This is a genomic window from Bradyrhizobium erythrophlei, assembly GCF_900142985.1.
Lineage (GTDB): Bacteria > Pseudomonadota > Alphaproteobacteria > Rhizobiales > Xanthobacteraceae > Bradyrhizobium > Bradyrhizobium erythrophlei_B.
On record NZ_LT670849.1, the window covers coordinates 6,820,087 to 6,836,562 of the forward strand.

Annotated in this window: 17 protein-coding genes; 4 read left to right on the top strand and 13 right to left on the bottom strand. The window is 61.0% G+C overall.

From position 1 onward, the window contains the following. Positions 1 to 284 precede the first annotated feature (284 nt). Both BUA38_RS32775 and BUA38_RS32780 read left to right on the top strand, forming a co-directional pair. Positions 285 to 983: a ribonuclease activity regulator RraA gene (locus BUA38_RS32775; RefSeq protein ID WP_072826617.1), complete on the top strand. Its 699-nt coding sequence runs from the start codon at positions 285 to 287 to the stop codon at positions 981 to 983. Positions 984 to 1,019: 36 nt separating this feature from the next. Then, the gene (locus tag BUA38_RS32780; RefSeq protein ID WP_072824617.1) at positions 1,020 to 1,427 is read left to right on the top strand and encodes a (R)-mandelonitrile lyase; all 408 of its coding nucleotides are present in this window, start codon (positions 1,020 to 1,022) and stop codon (positions 1,425 to 1,427) included. A gap of 12 nt (positions 1,428 to 1,439) precedes the next feature. On the opposite strand, the gene BUA38_RS32785 is transcribed toward BUA38_RS32780, so the two are convergent. After that, positions 1,440 to 1,850, bottom strand: coding sequence for a hypothetical protein (locus BUA38_RS32785; RefSeq protein ID WP_072824619.1), 411 nt, complete (start codon positions 1,848 to 1,850; stop codon positions 1,440 to 1,442). Positions 1,851 to 1,982: 132 nt separating this feature from the next. After that, entirely contained in the window at positions 1,983 to 2,972 is a 990-nt protein-coding gene (locus BUA38_RS32790) for a hydroxyacid dehydrogenase (protein ID WP_072824621.1), read from the bottom strand. Between the two features lie 175 nt (positions 2,973 to 3,147). On the opposite strand from BUA38_RS32790, the gene BUA38_RS32795 reads away from it, so the two are divergent. Beyond that, entirely contained in the window at positions 3,148 to 3,891 is a 744-nt protein-coding gene (locus BUA38_RS32795; RefSeq protein WP_072824623.1) for a Spy/CpxP family protein refolding chaperone, read from the top strand. 252 nt (positions 3,892 to 4,143) lie between these two features. On the opposite strand, the gene BUA38_RS32800 is transcribed toward BUA38_RS32795, so the two are convergent. Then, positions 4,144 to 4,545, bottom strand: a complete 402-nt coding sequence (locus BUA38_RS32800) for a VOC family protein (protein WP_072824625.1) — start codon at positions 4,543 to 4,545, stop codon at positions 4,144 to 4,146. 52 nt (positions 4,546 to 4,597) lie between these two features. Next, the gene (locus tag BUA38_RS32805; RefSeq protein WP_072824627.1) at positions 4,598 to 5,968 is read right to left on the bottom strand and encodes an MFS transporter; all 1,371 of its coding nucleotides are present in this window, start codon (positions 5,966 to 5,968) and stop codon (positions 4,598 to 4,600) included. Between the two features lie 242 nt (positions 5,969 to 6,210). Between BUA38_RS32805 and BUA38_RS32810 the strand changes: the two genes are divergently transcribed. Next, positions 6,211 to 6,477, top strand: coding sequence for a PilZ domain-containing protein (locus tag BUA38_RS32810; RefSeq protein WP_244553120.1), 267 nt, complete (start codon positions 6,211 to 6,213; stop codon positions 6,475 to 6,477). A gap of 119 nt (positions 6,478 to 6,596) precedes the next feature. On the opposite strand, the gene BUA38_RS32815 is transcribed toward BUA38_RS32810, so the two are convergent. The 9 genes from BUA38_RS32815 to gfa form a co-directional block, all read right to left on the bottom strand. Then, positions 6,597 to 8,033 (bottom strand): NAD-dependent succinate-semialdehyde dehydrogenase, encoded by a 1,437-nt coding sequence (locus tag BUA38_RS32815; RefSeq protein WP_072824629.1) that lies wholly within the window; start codon positions 8,031 to 8,033, stop codon positions 6,597 to 6,599. Between the two features lie 122 nt (positions 8,034 to 8,155). Further along, on the bottom strand, positions 8,156 to 8,686 hold the full coding sequence (locus tag BUA38_RS32820) for a c-type cytochrome (protein WP_244553121.1): 531 nt from the start codon (positions 8,684 to 8,686) through the stop codon (positions 8,156 to 8,158). Further along, positions 8,673 to 9,947, bottom strand: coding sequence for a sulfite dehydrogenase (gene soxC, locus BUA38_RS32825; protein ID WP_072824633.1), 1,275 nt, complete (start codon positions 9,945 to 9,947; stop codon positions 8,673 to 8,675). Before soxC ends, BUA38_RS32820 begins: the two co-directional genes overlap by 14 nt. A gap of 35 nt (positions 9,948 to 9,982) precedes the next feature. Then, positions 9,983 to 10,618 carry an SCO family protein gene (locus BUA38_RS32830; protein ID WP_244553122.1) on the bottom strand — a complete coding sequence of 212 codons (636 nt, stop codon included), beginning with the start codon at positions 10,616 to 10,618 and terminating at the stop codon, positions 9,983 to 9,985. Positions 10,619 to 10,697: 79 nt separating this feature from the next. Next, on the bottom strand, positions 10,698 to 12,761 hold the full coding sequence (locus BUA38_RS32835; protein ID WP_072824635.1) for a PQQ-binding-like beta-propeller repeat protein: 2,064 nt from the start codon (positions 12,759 to 12,761) through the stop codon (positions 10,698 to 10,700). A gap of 185 nt (positions 12,762 to 12,946) precedes the next feature. Further along, on the bottom strand, positions 12,947 to 13,291 hold the full coding sequence (locus tag BUA38_RS32840) for a c-type cytochrome (protein ID WP_072824637.1): 345 nt from the start codon (positions 13,289 to 13,291) through the stop codon (positions 12,947 to 12,949). A 120-nt stretch (positions 13,292 to 13,411) separates the two neighbouring features. Beyond that, positions 13,412 to 15,097, bottom strand: a complete 1,686-nt coding sequence (locus BUA38_RS32845; protein ID WP_072824639.1) for a PQQ-dependent dehydrogenase, methanol/ethanol family — start codon at positions 15,095 to 15,097, stop codon at positions 13,412 to 13,414. A gap of 300 nt (positions 15,098 to 15,397) precedes the next feature. Beyond that, positions 15,398 to 15,613 carry a hypothetical protein gene (locus BUA38_RS32850; protein WP_072824640.1) on the bottom strand — a complete coding sequence of 72 codons (216 nt, stop codon included), beginning with the start codon at positions 15,611 to 15,613 and terminating at the stop codon, positions 15,398 to 15,400. Positions 15,614 to 15,909: 296 nt separating this feature from the next. Beyond that, a complete protein-coding gene (gene gfa, locus BUA38_RS32855) occupies positions 15,910 to 16,473 on the bottom strand; it encodes an S-(hydroxymethyl)glutathione synthase (RefSeq protein WP_072824642.1) in 564 nt (187 codons plus the stop codon). Positions 16,474 to 16,476: the final 3 nt, after the last annotated feature.

The window sequence follows — 16,476 nt, forward strand, 5'->3', positions numbered from 1 at the left end:
CTGATAACTCGGAGTCTGACGACCAGCCAGGAATTCGCTGGTCGAGGCATCTTTACCCAAGGCGGGATTTTGACGGATCTTATCATCGGCGGGGCGGCGAGGCGACCCTTGCGATGTAAAAAATCAAGTTACTTCAATAAACTAATCCGGCAACCTCTGATAAGACGTGATGATCGAGCGGAGGCGCCGCGGCCTGTGGGCGGCTGCAATGCCCAAGAGCCCTTGACGCGATGCTTGCACCTTGGAAGATGCGCGCCATCCATCTTACCGGAGAATATTTTTCGATGTCCCTGAGCCCCGAAGCCGTCAAAACGCTGTCGAACGTCACGACCGCCACCATCACCACCGTCCTGCTCAAGAAGGGCTTGCGCAATGTCTGGCTGCGGGGAACGAAGCCGTTGCGGCCGGGACAGAAGCGACTGGTGGGGCCGGCCTTCACGCTGCGCTTCGTGCCGGCCCGCGAAGACCTCGCGACGCCGGAATCCTGGTCGTCCCCGATTTCGACGCGCACCGCGATCGAGGCCATGCCGGATGGCTGCATCGCTGTGGTCGACGCCATGGGCGTGACCGATGCGGGCATTTTCGGCGACATTCTCTGCGCGCGTATGGTCAAGCGCGGCGTCGCGGCGCTGATCACCGATGGCGTGGTTCGCGACCTCGAGGGCGTGCTCGGCACCGGCCTGCCGGTATGGTGCGATGGTTATGCCGCGCCGCCTTCGGTCGCTGGACTGACATTCGTCGGCTGGGGTGAACCGATCGGCTGCGGCGGCGTTGCCATTTTCCCGGATGACGTGATCGTGGCCGACCAGGACGGCGCGGTTGTCATTCCCAAGGCGTTCCTCGAGCATGTCCTGGCTGAAGGCGCCGAGCAGGAGCGCATGGAGGCCTGGATCGTCAACGAAGTGAATAACGGCGCGGTGTTACCCGGCCTTTATCCGATGAATGCCGAGACCAAGGCACGCTACGCGGCTTCAAAGAAATAAGCCCGCCAAAAAACTTTATCAAAAAGGAGAAACCCCATGGATTTGCATTTGGCCGGTTCACGGCCCACCCGCCGCGGGCCGAAAGAGAGCTTTACCGGCACCGTGTGGCAGGATCCGATTGTTGACGCGCCTGCGCCGGCGCGCATTCGCGCCAGCCGCGTGTCGTTCGAGCCGGGCGCACGAACCAATTGGCACACGCACCCGCTCGGGCAAACGCTCTACGTCATTTCGGGCGTCGGACGTTTCCAGACCAAAGGCGGGCCGGTGCGAGAACTTCGACCGGGCGATGTCGTCTGGATTCCGCCGGGTGAGAAGCACTGGCACGGGGCCTCGGCGACCAATGCGATGACCCATGTCGCCATGCAGGAATCGCTCGACGGCAATCACATCACCTGGATGGAGCCCGTCACCGATGAAGAATACGCGGTGAAGGTTAGCGGATAGACGTTCGACGTCTCAGCTTCCGCCGCTCATTTTGCGAAGAACGTCGGCCGCGGCGGCTCGCCCGGCCATTTCGTTGCGCAGCGCCTCAAACCGCTGTCGCGCTTCGCTTGCCTGATCGTCGACGAACCGAACGGCCGCATCGGCCGACATCGGTCCGTTGGTGATCGAACGCGAATTCTCGCCGATGGTCTCGTCCACGAAGTATCGATCATCGGTCTCGCGACGGACGGTCCATTTGAAGCGGATCGCCTCCATCGGGCCGGGGCCCGATTTCGAGTAGCCTTCGACCCCGGCCACCTGCGACGCGGGGCCTTCCAGTGTTCCGCCGCCATCCGCCTTTGCAGCCTCCGGCGGGGAGGCCGGCTGATCGAGAATGCTCGCAATGGTCGCGAGCGCATGATCGGTCGGGTCGCCTTCGGTCAATGGTTTAGCCCTCGAAACACAGATATCGCGGCCCTTTCCGCGAATCTCCGAAATACCTTCTCGTCGGATTGAGGCTGAGTTTTGTCGGGCAAAGCCGGGAAAATCCGGAGCAGAGGTATATTCTTCCGCGGGTCAATCGAGGACATCCTGATTGATCACGTTATCCCGGATCGGCGCCCCATCCAGTACGCTCAGGATATTGCGCGCGGTCTGCTCGCTCATCCGGTCCACGGCCTCCCAGGTCACACCGGCCACATGGGGGGCGACGATCACGTTGGGCAGTTCGAACAGCGGATTTGGAACCGGCGGCGGTTCCTGCGCAAACACATCGAGACCCGCGCCCGCCAGTCTGCCTGAGGTCAGCGCGTCGTGGAGCGCGGTCTCATCGATGATGCCGCCGCGCGCTGTGTTGATGAGGTAGGCGGACGGCTTCATGCGCTTCAGGCGCGCAGCATTGAACATCCCGATCGTTTCCGGCGTCTTCGGGCAGTGAATGCTGACAAAATCGGCGCGCTGCAGCGTGGTGTCGAGATCGACGACCGCTTCGTATCCGGCGCTCCTGATCTCCGCGGCCGGCTTGTAGGGGTCATAGACCAGCACGTTCATTTCCATGGCGTGACAGCGTCTGGCGGTACGCGTGCCGATTCGGCCGAAGCCGATAATCAAGACCGTCTTGCCAAACAGGTCGTAGGGCAGTTTGCCAAGCCGCGTGCTCCATTGCCCGTTCCTCACCAGCGCGTGCAGTTCATTGGCGCGCTTGGCGAGCATCAGCATCATGAACAGGGCCTGTTCCGCCACCGACGGCGAATTGGCGATTCCCACCACCATCAGCGGAACCTTGCGGCGGCTGAGGGCGGGGACGTCGACCGCGTCGAAGCCTACTCCGATCCGGGTAACGACTTTCATGTCCTGCGCGGCTTCGAGTTCGGTCTCGCCAAACCGGGTGGCGCCGAGCGCGACCCCCTGCACGGGCGCGTGTTGCTTCAAAAGCGCCTCGAAATCGGGTGCGGAAATCAGATTGGGAAACTCGATGAGTTCGATATCGTCCCGCGCGGTGAGCAGCGCGCGGCCGCCGGCGGCCATCGTCTGCGTGATGAAGATTTTCTTCTTGTTGCTGGCCATTGCCGGATCCTCGCCGCTCTCGTTTTTTGTTCATTCAGGGGGGACAAGGATCGTTTAGCAGGTGGAACTTGCTGCGGTCCACTGCCGCGCCCGGTAGACTTGCGGGCCGGTGATACGGATAATCCCCGGATTCGTTGCCGCATCGCCGTCAGAGACTGGCCAAGGAGTTCAGACCATGTTCAGCCCGCAACCAGCCACGCGCCTTTCAGGGTTGGGCCTTGCCTTGATGTTGTTTTTCTCGATCGGGGGAGCGGCCCAGGCCCAGGGGCTGGTCAAGGGCATGCAGGAGGGCGCGGAGGCAGGCAACAAGGCGGCCGGCCCTGTCGGCGGCGTATTGGGAGGCGCGATCGGCGCGATCGGCGGGGTCTTTGGCGGCGCATTGGGCGTCGGCAATGAAAAGCCGCAGGGACAGCCTCAGCAGCAGCAACCCACCGCCAATGCCGCCAAGCCGGCTACAGCGACCAAATCGAAGGCCACCAAGACGGCCAAGGCTTCCCCGGTACCGACGACAACCGCATCGACAAAGCCAATCGAGGTTCTGACCCAGCCGGGCGAGCCTGAATTGACCGCCGAGCAGATTGTGGCCAACAGCGATGCCTATATCGACCGGATCAAGGGCTCCCTCAATCTGACGCCCGAACAGGAAAAGAACTGGTCGGCCTTCAACAGCGCCATGCACTATCTCGGCCACAATGGGGCCGAGCGCCTCAATCTGCGGATTGCGCGCGCCAAGCGCGATCCGCCGGACGATATCGTGGAGCAGATGCGCAACGAGGCGCAGTTTCTGGTTGATCGCGCCGCCGACCAGCGCGCAGTGGCCGACGCCGCCGAACCGCTGTTCATGAGCCTCAACGACAAGCAAAAGACGACGTTTATTGAGGAAATGGTGCGGCTGAGCCACGAGCGCGGGCTCGATTAGGCCAACAAGAAACCCGGCGGCGGCAGAGACGTCTGCCGTCGTTTCCATTTCAACCGCCGGCGAATAGCCGGGTACTCCGGCCCTGGGGTAGGTGGAAGGCAAGGCACCCGGCTATCCTGCCGCAGCGGCGGCGAAGTCCAAATCGTCATGCAAAATTGAGGAAAAGCTGACCGCTTCGCGCCCGAGATATGGCCGCGGTATGACCTTGTCTGGATTCGTGGAAAGGACACCGAATAGCGCCCAAGGTCGTCGTCAGCCCTTCGGAAAATTCAGTTCCACACCGACGCCGTCCGGGTCGTAGAGAAAGAACTGTGTGTCGCCCGTGCGCGGCACGATGCTTTCGCGAAACTTGACGTTTCTGGATTGCAGACGCTTGCGCATGCCCTCGGCGTCGGATGCTGCAAACGCAATGTGATCGAGACGGCCGGTGTCTTCATATTTCTTCTCTGTGCCGCGCACGACGATGCCCACGCGCGGTTTGCGCGTGCCCATCAAATGGACCGTCGCCACCCCACCGGAGTAAAGCCAGTAGCCGGGAAAATCGAGCGGTGGACGATCGCCGTTCTCGAGCCCCAGCACATCGCAATAAAAATCCTTGGTGCGTTCGAGATCCGCAGGTTCGATCGTGTAATGCTGCAATCCGCCGAGCGGCATGGTTGTTCTCCTTCGATCACTGTTCTTGTTGGCTCGCGTCGGCGAGCGCGTATCAGGCTTTCGCCAATTCCTGGTCGATCTGCTCGATCGACTTGCCACGGGTTTCGATGCCGAAGAAATAGTACACTGTCCCCGCCATCAAGAACCAGCATCCGAGATAAAGGAACGCCAGAGGAATCTGCGGTAAGGGCACGTCAGGCTTGAGATAATTGCCGCTACCGACGATCAGGGCCAGACCGAGCGGTCCGATGATCTTGCCGATCCCGCCGAAACCGTAGGCCGACCCCATGCCCGAGGTGCGCAAATGCGAGGGCCAGACCTCGGCGGCATAGGGTCCGACGATCGCAAAACCGCCGTCCGCAAAGAAAAAGCCGACGGCGAGCAGCAGCCAGAACACCGAGGTTCCCATCACCATGACGTCGTAATTGTAGCCGGCGAGGATCGTGAGCAGTCCGCCGCCGAAGCCGAGCAGACCACCGGCTTTGCGCCGGCCGAACCATTCCGAGAAGAACGCAAAAGAAACCCGTCCGATGAAGCCGAACGCGCTCAACAGGATCATCATCCTGGCGGCTTGTTGGGGCGAGACCTTCAACAACAGCACGAACAGCGCGGGCGCCCACAGCGTGATGCCGTAAACCCCGGTCTGCGCGCCGGCATTACCGAGCCACGACACCAACAGGCTTCGCGGATAGTTGAAAAGATCAAGCCAGTTGCTCTGCCTGATCGGCCCGGCATCGGCCGCGGTTGGCAGGGGCAAGGATTGAGGCTCCACTTGCAGCGCCCAGGCCAGCGACTGGCGGGCTTCTTCGTAACGCCCTTGCCGGCAGAGCCAACGCGGTGACTCCGGCACCCAAATGCGAACGAGCAGTACGAGCAGCGCCGGCAACACTCCGACCGCAAACAAGATCCGCCACTCGCCGCTGCCGACCACCGAACCAAGAATGGCGCCAAGGCCGACGCCGAGCGGAATCACGCAGGTGACAAGTCCGCCGGTCCATCCGCGTTTCGATGACGGCATGAACTCCTGCACCAGTGGCAGGTCGACGCAGTAGAGCCCACCGACGCCAAGGCCGACGAAAAACCGCATCACCGAGAGATAGATCCACCCCTGGTCCGGCGTGAAATATAGAAGGCCTGTCGCGAGCGAGAAGTTCAGCACGGTGCTGATAAAGACCTTGCGCCGCCCGATGCGGTCGGCCAACCAGCCCCAGCCATAAGCGCCGATGATGGCGCCGATCCCGGAGCTCATGAGCACGGTTGCCGATTGGCCGAAGGTCAGTTGCCACGGTCCAATCAGGAAGGCGAGCACAAAGCCGATCAGGAAGTAGTCGAAAAATTCGAGCGCATCGCCAAAAATCGCGGCGACGAGAATCCTGACCTGATTACCGGTCAGTCGCGTCTGCCGGTCGAGAATCTCGAACATGGCATCTCCTTGGGGAGCAGCGTTTCCGTGGCGCTTGTATTTTTTGCCAAACCGGCCTTGCGCCTGAGCCGATTGGATAGGGAAGGCTAGCGTGCTGCCCCCCGGAGCGGAAGCTGGCTCTCGCTCTGGCAGTGCTCCAAAACTGCAATGTTCGGCAATAATCCGCACCGCGCTTCAGGGCGGCCGGCTGCCCTTGCCGGCAATTTCTTTAGATTTGGGCGCTAGGCTCGCCGGTTATGGGGATGCCGGCACGATTGATGGAAGAGAAGCGAAAGCATCCGCGCACCGAGATCAACGAACCCGCCTTCGTTTCGGCGGGTGGATCGGTCATGCGTTGCGTGGTGCGGAATATCTCACCCGACGGGGCCGCGATCGACGTCGACAATCCCGCCTTCGTCCCGGACCAATTTCGCCTGGTCATGGCAAAAGACTCGTCGACCCACGACTGCCGGGTGATCTGGATTCGCGAGAAGCGGATTGGGCTGGCGTTTCTAAAGTCGCCAGACTAGGGACGGCCCGCGGCTGACGCCGCGACAGCATCGTCATTTGCAGCATTTCAAATAAACAAGGAGCAAGCCACCTGCCGGCGGCTTGCTCCTGCATTTCAGTTTACGCGCTGATCTCTGTCTTACACACCGGTCTGGGTGATGAACTTGGTGCTGAGATAGGCGTCGATCCCTTCGGTGCCGCCTTCCGAACCATAGCCGGAATCCCTGACGCCGCCGAACGGCGTCTCGGGCAATGCCAACGCGAAATGGTTGATCGACATCATGCCAGCGTCCACCGCCGCGCCGATCGCGGTCGCGGTCTTGGCGGATTTGGTGAAGGCGTAGGAGGCGAGACCAAACGGCAGACGGTTGGCTTCTTCGGCGGCATCATCGAACTTCGAGAACGACGAGATGAGTGCCAGCGGCGAGAACGGCTCCTCGTTCATCGCGCGCGCCGATTTTGGCACGTCGGTGACAACGGTGGGTTCGAAGAAGTAACCCTTGTTGCCGACGCGATTGCCGCCGGTCGCAACCTTGGCGCCTTTGCCGACGGCGTCCTGCACCATGGTTTCGATCGCGGTAATGCGGCGGTCGTTGGCGAGCGCGCCCATCGTGGAGCTGGTGTCGAGGCCGTTGCCGACCTTGAGCGATTTGGCGCCATCAACGAACTGCTTGATGAACTTGTCGTAGACGCCTTCCTGCACCAGGAAACGGGTCGGCGAGATACAGACCTGACCGGCGTTGCGGTACTTCGCGGCAACCATGATCTTCGCTGCGGATTCCACATCCGCATCGTCGAACACGATGACCGGCGCATGACCGCCGAGTTCCATGGTCACGCGCTTCATATGCTGACCCGCCATGGCCGCCAGATGCTTGCCGACGATGGTCGAGCCGGTGAAGGAGATTTTTCGGATGGTCGGGTGCGGGATCAGATATTCGGAAATTTCCGACGGCACGCCGTAGACCAGATTGATGACGCCGGCCGGCACGCCGGCATCGGCGAACGCCCTGATCAATTCCGCAGGCGAAGCCGGGGTTTCCTCTGGCGCCTTGACGATGATCGAGCAACCGGCAGCGATTGCCGCGCTCAGCTTTTTCACCACCTGGTTGATCGGGAAATTCCACGGCGTGAAGGCGGCAACCGGACCGACCGGATCCTTGATCGCCATCTGGTAGACGCCGGGCAGCCGCGCCGGAATCAGCCGGCCGTAGGTCCGGCGGCCTTCCTCGGCGAACCATTCGATGGTGTCGGCGGCCGACAGTGTTTCGATCTTGGCCTCGGCGAGGATCTTGCCTTGCTCGATCGTCATGATGGCCGCGATCTTTTCGGCGCGTTCGCGGATCAGATCGGCGGCCTTGCGCATCACCTTGGAGCGCTCAAGGGAAGAGACCGCGCGCCAGGTCTTGAAGCCTTTTTCCGCGGCTGCCAGCGCCTCGTCGAGATCAGCCTTTGCGGCATGCGCAACCGTGCCAACCACCTCTTCGGTCGCCGGGTTGAGGACGGGGATAGTCTTTCCGGAGGCGGCGGGACGCCATTTGCCGTCGATATACAACTGCACGTTCGGGTAGGTCATTCTGCTGTCTCCGGGTTCTTGGGGCGCGCGGAGAACAACACGTTCAGAGGCCCCTTTTCAAGGGCCGGAACCGCCTTCCTGCTACCATCCTTAAACAGAGGTACGCAGGCCCCGCGCAGAGCTCATTGCCCTCGGGAGAAGCGGACAAATCCTTCCCGGTTCGGCATGCGCAGCGCCGGCAGCGTCTTGGCGTCGATCGTATCGTTCTCTGCGATCACGCCGTTGAGCCACAACAGGTAGGCGACCACGGCATAGACTTCGTCGTCCCTGAGCGATTTGGGTTCGTTCAACGGCATCGCACGCCGAACATAATCAAAGACGGTGGTCGCGTAGGGCCAGAAATTGCCGACAGTTTTGACGGGCGCTTGCCCGGGCGCAAGCAATTCCGGACCGCCGACCAGCCGATCGTTCGGCTTGCCGGCGCCTTTCTCGCCGTGACATCCAAGGCACTTGGCCACATAGACCTGTTCGCCCTGCTGCGGTGTTCCACTGCCTGGCGGCAGACCTGCGCCGTCAGGGCCGATGCTGACGTCCCATGAAGCGATCTCCTCGGGGCTCGCGGCTTTTCCGAGATTGGGCCCTTCCGCGAGCGCGACACCGTGCCAGACCAGGAGAGCCGAGCAGGCTGCAAACATCATGTTATGCGTAGACAAGTTTGACCTCGCCGCCTTGTGCGACGCCCCAGCTCGTAATTCCGTTGAAGTGGTAAGCGCCCCGTGCGCCACGGTCGGCAATCAGCTTCGAGCGCGACGGCTGCACGTATCCGGAATCGTCTGTCGCGCGGCTTTGAAGCACAGCCGGGCCACCGTCCCAGCGCCACGGTGAGCGGAAACGCGTGACTGACATCGGCAGTGCCGGATCCTGGAGCGCGGCCGCGGCCCAGCTCGTACCGCCATCTGCGGAGACCTCGACCTTCGTGATCCGGCCATAACCGGACCAGGCAAGGCCCGTGATCTCGTAGAGACCCGGCGCGCCCATCGTCAGGCCGGGCGAGGGGCGCGTGATGACCGACTTGGCTTCCTGCGCGAAGCAAAATTGCAGCGATTTTCCGTCGTTGAGCAGGATCGTGTATTTCGAGGTTTCATCCTTGGTCATCGTCGGCCCCTCGGTCAGCTTGATGCGTCGAAGCCATTTAACATTCATGTTGCCTTCGTACCCGGGCAACAAGAGCCGCATCGGATAGCCGTTCGACGGCCGTACCGGTTCGCCGTTCTGATAGATCGCGATCAGCGCGTCAGCCATTGCCTTTGCAAGCGGCACACTGCGGCTCATGCCCGACGCATCGGCGCCCTCGGCAAGGATCCATTGCGCGCTTGGGTCAACACCGGCTTCTTCGAGAAGGGTCGCAAGCCTCACTCCGGTCCATTCGGCGCAGGACAACAGGCCATGAATCGGCTGCACGCCAACCTGGGCCGGTTCTTTCTGGTAGAGCAGGGCGCTGTTGCCCGCACACTCGATGAAAGCCACGCGCGATTCCATCGGGTAGCGCATCAGCGCATCGAGGGTGAAAACAAGCGGGCGTTTGACGAGGCCGTGGATCAGCAGCCGATGTGCTTCCGGGTTGATGTCGGGAATACCGGCGTGGTGTCGCTCGAAATGAAGTCCGTTGGGCGTGATCGTACCGTCGAGCAGATGGTGCGGCGTGCGCGAGGTGCCCGTGCCCGTCGTGCCGGGCGCGCTCGCAACAGCACGCACAACCTTGCTGGCGTATTTTGACGGCTGCCCGTAGGGCGTAAAAGGCGCACCGGGCGCTTTCATCCACGGTTCGACCGGCAGCGCCTCGGCCACAGCGGCGCGGTCCGGCACAGCAGCGCTTCCGATCGCGGCCGCACCGGCCGTAAGGAAAAGGCGGCGGTCGAGAAGTCCATTTCCGGCGGCTTGCTCTGGCTCGCTCGCACGCTTGTTCTTGCGCATCGTCTCCTCCGAATTGGCAAAGGATTTATCTGAAATTATTCCGCCCCTAGCCGCGCGCGGATGGCGTCGGCAATTTCGTCTGGCGAGACGCCGGGCGGCAGGAAGCCGAGGTATCGCCCGTCCTTGCCGATCAGATAGATGAATCCGGTGTGGTCGACTGAATATTCGCCGGATGCCGCCGCAGCATTTTTGACAAAGAACGTCCGGTAGGCGATCGCCGTTTTTTTGATGTCGGCAGCAGAACCGGTCAGGCCGATCAGTCGCGGATGAAACGACGAGACAAACTCGGCAAGCCGCGCCGGCGTGTCGCGCTCCGGATCGACCGTGATGAACAGGGGCTGCACCGCCCCCGCATTCGCACCGAGATTATCAAGCGCCAGCGTGATCGACTGAAGCTCGGTGGGGCATACGTCGGGACAATAGGTGTAACCGAAATAAAGAACGACGAGCTTGCCGCGAAAATCCGCATCGGTCCGCCGGTGCCCGGTTTGATCGGTGAGCTCGAACGGACCGCCTACCGGCGCGCGGCCTGATACAAGGCCTTCGATCAATTCAGCAGGTGAGGGCTCGGCGGCTTCGTTTGCGATAACCGGCGCGGAGAGAAGAGTGCATGCAAGCGCCAGCCAAATCTTCGGCGCAACCGTCTTGCACGTCATTTTGCCGAACAGCATCACGCACAGAACTCCCGAAAAGAAACGCCTTCCCGCGAGAGCCGCGAGAAGGCGTGTTGTCGCATTCAATTTTGGTCGATCACTCGACGATGACCTGACCGTACATCCACGGGTGCGGCGAGCAGATGTAGTAGTAGGTGCCGGGCTTGTCGAACTTGACTGTCTTCGTTTCGCCCTTGGTCAGCACGCCGGTGCTCCAACCGTCCGTTTGCACCAATGACGTCGAGTCGTGCGGTATGTCGCCGACGTTGGTAAAACTCACCGTCGTGCCGGCCTTGATCCGGGTGCGCGCCGGAGCAAAGCTGTACTCGGTGTTGTTGGCGCCGATCTTGACCGCATCGACACCAGCCGCAATCGGTCCGGTCGGGCCGGCGACTGTCGCCGGCGCAGGAGGCGCCCACAGCGGACCGAGTTGGCCTTTCAGCGAGAAGGTCCAGATGGCATCTCCGTAGGCACTGCCCTGCATCGAGTTGCCGCCGGCTGCGATCGCGATGAATTCCTCGCCATCGACCTCATAGACAACAGGCGGAGCGTCTGCGCCAAATCCAGTCTGGAAGCGGAACAGTTCCTGACCGGTCTTGGCGTCGAGCGCGAGAAAGTTGCCGTCGGGTTCACCACGAAGGACCAGCCCGCCTGCGGTTACCGTCGAGCCGCCGCCACCACCGACGCGATAGGGCGTCTTGGTTTGCCAGGCGATCTTATTGGTCTTGGCATCGATCGCTGTAAACGTGCCGGTCATCGGCGAGCCGATGGGTGCAGCCTGTCCGCCACCGGTATAGCGTTGTCCGGTAGTGTACTGGCTGCTGTTACGGACGAACGCGCTGGTTCGCACGGTGCCTGGCACATAGAGATAGCCGGTATCCGGGCTGTACGGCATTGGCGACCAATTGGTGCCGCCGATACCGGACGGCTGGATCAGAACCGGAGATTCCCAGAACGGCGTATAGAGACAGCCAGCTTCATCATAGCCGGGAATTTTCTCGGCGCATTGCGGCACAACGGGATCGCCGACCGGAATCGGTTGCGTCGCCGCCGTCTTCTGTCGCGGCTCCTGTGGCACCGGCTTTTCGTTGATGCCGATCAGCGGTTTGCCGTTGGTGCGATCGAGGATATAAACCCAGCCGGTGCGCCCGGCCTCGGCGATGCCCTTTCGCGGCTGGCCGTCGATGACGGTATCGAACAGGACAACCGGGCTCGCGGCGTCGTAGTCCCATATGTCGTGATGCACCTGCTGGAAGTGCCAGGCATATTCCCCGGTCTTGGCCTTCAGCGCGACCATGGACGTACAGAACAGGTTGTCGCCTTCTCGCATCGAGCCGTCGTAGTCGGGCCCGCAATTGCCAACTGCGAAATAGAGCAAGCCGAGTTCGGGATCGACGGCCGGCGTATTCCAGATCGCAGCGCCGCCGCGCATCGAATGATCGGTGCCAGCCGGCCAGGTCTCGCTGCCTTTCTCACCCGGAGCGGGCAGCGTGAACCAGCGCCACTTGATCTCGCCGGTCTTTGCATCGAGCGCCGTCAACCGCCCGCGAACACCGAATTCGCCACCGGTGATCCCGCTATAGATCATGCCGTCATAATAGAGCGGGGCGCTGGTGACGCCGTAACCATTCTGCCATTTTTCGATGGGCGTCTTCCAGGCAACCTTGCCGGTCTTCATGTCCAGCGCGACGACGTTCGCGTCGAGTTGCCCGAGGTAAATCAGTCCATCACCCATCGCGAGGCCGCGATTGACCCAGCCGCAGCAGACCGTGGAAATGTTCTGCTCGATGCCGGACCAGTACTCCCAGATCATCTCGCCTGTCTTGGCGTTCATTGCAAAGACGTCATCGTTGCCGGTGACGACATACATGATGCCGTCCTTCACCAGCGGCGAAGCCTCGAGAGAATATTTGCCGCCAACGCCCGAACCCTTCAGGCGGGTCATCCATGCACCTTTGAGCTTGCCGACGTTGGTGGTGTCGATCTGCTTCAGCGTGGAATAGCGATTGTTGGTGAGATTGCCGCCGTTGGTGACCCAGTCCTTGCCGACCGGGCTTCGAAGCAGCTTGTCGATCTCGGGATCGGCGGCGCGTGCCGGCGTGACGAATAACAGACCGAAAACGATGAGCGTCGATATCGCTCGCCACAGCCGACGATACATTGTCGCCTCCCCATTTTTCATGCTGGCGTTCGGCCAGTTGGGGTCAGCGTATAGCGGGCTTTTCGATTTAGCTATGCTCTTTGAAGAAGTCTGAGCTGCGCAAGATCTTGAGAAATTTCTTCGCTCAAAGCGTGCGGTCTTGAGACACAAACAATCTCTCGGGACATCCAAACAGACCAGTGCGACTATTTTTGGTACGCATTGGCGCGAATGTAGTGCCAAAGCTGATCGATTTCCTCGTCGGTCAGCTTGCCCTTCCACGGCGGCATCTGATTCTTGCCGTTGCGCACCGAGTTGTCAAAGCGCGCACGCTCGTTCTCCTTTAGCCGGCGCAGGTCGAACGTCTGGCCCGTGTTGACCAGTTGCTCGCCGTGACAGATTTGACAATTGGTGTTGTAGACGTTCTCACCCGCCTCGATCTTGGCTGCGTCCTGTGCCGATACCGTTCCAACAGCCGACAACGCGACATCGAGCGCGACGATGGCGCCGATGCGGGCTAGTGCACCCCAGGTGATATTTTTAGCCCTCATTGGCATTTTGTATATTGCCCACACGTTGCTTTCGGTCTGCCCGCCCGGTCGAGCGGGTGACGAAAACGGAGGTCAGCGCGGCTGGCCTCCGTTTTCGGTTCGTTATTCGGGATGGCGGATTTACTTGTCGAAAAGAGCGAACGTCCAGAGCGACACACCCGTCGGCAGGTTGTTGAGGTTCGGGTCGCCCGCACGTAGCGCATAGACGCCGCCGATGCCGCTCATGACGGTGACGTATTGCTTGCCGTTGCGTTCCCACGTGACGGGCTGACCGATAATTCCCGACGGTGTCTGGAAGCTCCACAGGATCTTGCCGGTATCGGCGTCGAGAGCCTGGAATTCGCCGGTCATGACGCCGGTGAAAACGAGATTGCTCGCCGTGACCATGGTCGAAGAATAGTTTGGACTCCGATACGGCGTCTCCCATTTCGATTTGCCGGTCATGGGGTCGACCGCTTTGAGATAACCACGAATATTGGGATCGTCCGTGACGGTCGTCCGCTTGACGGTCGGCACGCCGGACGGGCGTCCGGGCGTCAGCTTCGGCGGATCGGGCGCCTCATAGGTCATCCCGACATGCAATGTGTTGATGTAGAGCATCCCGGTACGCGGACTGAACGACAGGTGTTGCCAGTTCGTCACGCCGGAGATCGACGGCCAAACCGTAACTTTCTTGCCTTCGAGAGCGTCGGTGAAGACATCGGTTACCATGGGGCGTCCGGTCTTCATGTCGATCCCGCTCGCCCAGTTCAACTTGCCGTAGGGGTTGGCAGTAATCAGCTTTCCGTCCTTGGCATCCAGCACATAGAGGAAGCCGCCGCGATTGGCTTGAATGACGACCTTGCGCGGAGCGCCGTCGACATTGATCGTGGCAATGACCGGCGTCTGCACCGCGTCGTAATCGAATGGATCCTGCGGTGTCGTCTGGAAGTACCATACACGTTCCCCGGTCTTCGGACGGATAGCGAAAACGGAGTCGGTGAAGAGGTTGTCACCTTTGCGAGCGCGCGGATTCCACGGCGCCGGATTGCCAATGCCCCAATAGACCAGATCGAGCTCTGGATCGTAGGTACCGGTGATCCAGCTGCTGCCGCCACCCGTCAGCTGGGAATCGCCTTCCCAGGTCTCGGAGCCAGGCTCACCCTTGGCCGGAACCGTGTAGAGCCGCCACAGGTGCTTGCCGGTCTTGGCGTCGTAGCCTTCCAGAAAGCCGCGATGGCTGAACTCCGCGCCTGCCACACCCATGATGACAACGCCGTTGACGATCAGCGGCGCACCCGTCATCGCGTAGCCGTTTTCGGATGTCGCGGGTTCGGGTGAATTCACCATCCAGAGCTCTTTGCCCGTCTTGGCGTCCAGCGCGACGAGCCGGTCGTCCATGAGAGCCCGGATTACCATGCCTTCGTAGATAGCGACGCCGCGGTTGACTATACCGCAGCAGACGACACGCAAGCTTTCAGGCGGATAGTCGTGAAGGACCCGCCATATCTGCTTGCCCGTCAACGCATCGACCGCCGTCGTCGCGTTGTGGGTCGTCGCGTAGATGACGCCATCCTTGACGACGGGAAAGCTTTCTCCTCCTTGCAGATCGGCAAGCGAGTAGGCCCAAACAGGAACCAGCTTGCTCACATTATCCTTGTTGATCTGGGTGAGGGGGCTGAACCGGTTGGCCGAGTAACCCATGCCGTAGACGAGTACGTCGCCCGGCGTGTTCTCATCGTTCTTTAGATCATCGGCGGTCTGGGCGAATACCGCAAACGGCATAACGGCACCCAGCACGACAGCAACAAGCATCGATCGCTTCATGATATCCAGCCCTCCCTGTTTTATTTTATTGATCGATTATTATTCGAATTTTCGGGACAGCACCAATGCCGCGTTAAACGAGCGGCTCCGCGTGCGGGGACGAGCCGGAAAATAAAGCGGTAAGTTTATGGGCGCGGTTTGCGAATGCGGAGCCGGTCGCCTGACGGGCCGCTCGGAGGTTAGCCAACCTTGCGCGAAAAACGCGCGACGAGGACCCACGGTAAAACCGTGGGTGGCGACCATTCATTCTACAATACGCGACAGGGTGCCCGCGCCCTGGTCAGGACGCGGTGGATTCGTTCAAGCCTGATTTTTGGGAATATATTTGCCCAACACGCACTTATAGCTCTGGACCCGCCACTCTCGATAGGGGCCATTCTGAAGCCACTCGGCGATGCCGAACTGGGCGTGAACCGCGCAATCCATCATCGAGATGCTGGACTGCTCGCTGTTGGTAACGACCTTTTCCAGGCAGACTTGGCCGTTGCACAAAAGCGCCACAAGCGTAACGAGCATGGAATCTCCATCCGAAGAAGTACCCGGCTGGTTCTACCATGCAGCGTTCATGCCAATTGGCGAATCCACAGGAATCGCGCCCCGCACAAACACGGAGCACGGCCTGATTCGCCAAAAGGGCGGCCTCGCTGCAATCTGCGAGCGAGGCCTTGAGTGGCGGGTCCGGGAGGAGGCTTACGTCTAGACCCGATTTGCCGGTTGGAGAGCGCCGGCTTCGTTAAACCGATCCAGGTCGTGTCTGACGTCTCACCTCGAGATGCCGCCACGAGATTTCGATCGTTCTCCCTGCGTTAGGACTAAGCGGCTTTGGATTTCGCCACATGAGTGGCGATGGCATCCATCAACGCCGGAGACAGGCAGTCATAGGGCTCTAGTCCGAGTTCTTTCAGCCGGGCCCGAATGCCATCCATTTGCTCCGGTTTGACGCCGGACTCGATGACCGAAGATACGAACGCCGCAAACCCCGGCGCCGCCGATCCGGATTCCTGGAACAGCTCGGGATGGATGAAGTCGAGCCCGTAGAACGGATGCGCCTTGTTTTCGATGCGACCATACATATGGGTGCCGCATGCCTTGCAGGCGTGTCGCTGAATTGTCTTCGAGGGATCGACGATGTGCAGCTTGTCGCCGTTCTCGAGCACGGTCACGTTCTGGCGCGGTACGACGGCAACGACCGAGAAAACCGCTCCATCCGGTTTCCAGCACTGGGTGCAGCCGCAGGCGTGGTTGTGCGCGACGTCGCCCTTCACGCCGACCTTGACCGGCCTGTCCTTGCATTTGCAGACCAGTGTGCCGCCGGCAAAGCTGCCGGAGCCTTTCTTCACACCGTTGTCGACCGAGGGATGGATATGAACGTTCATGGG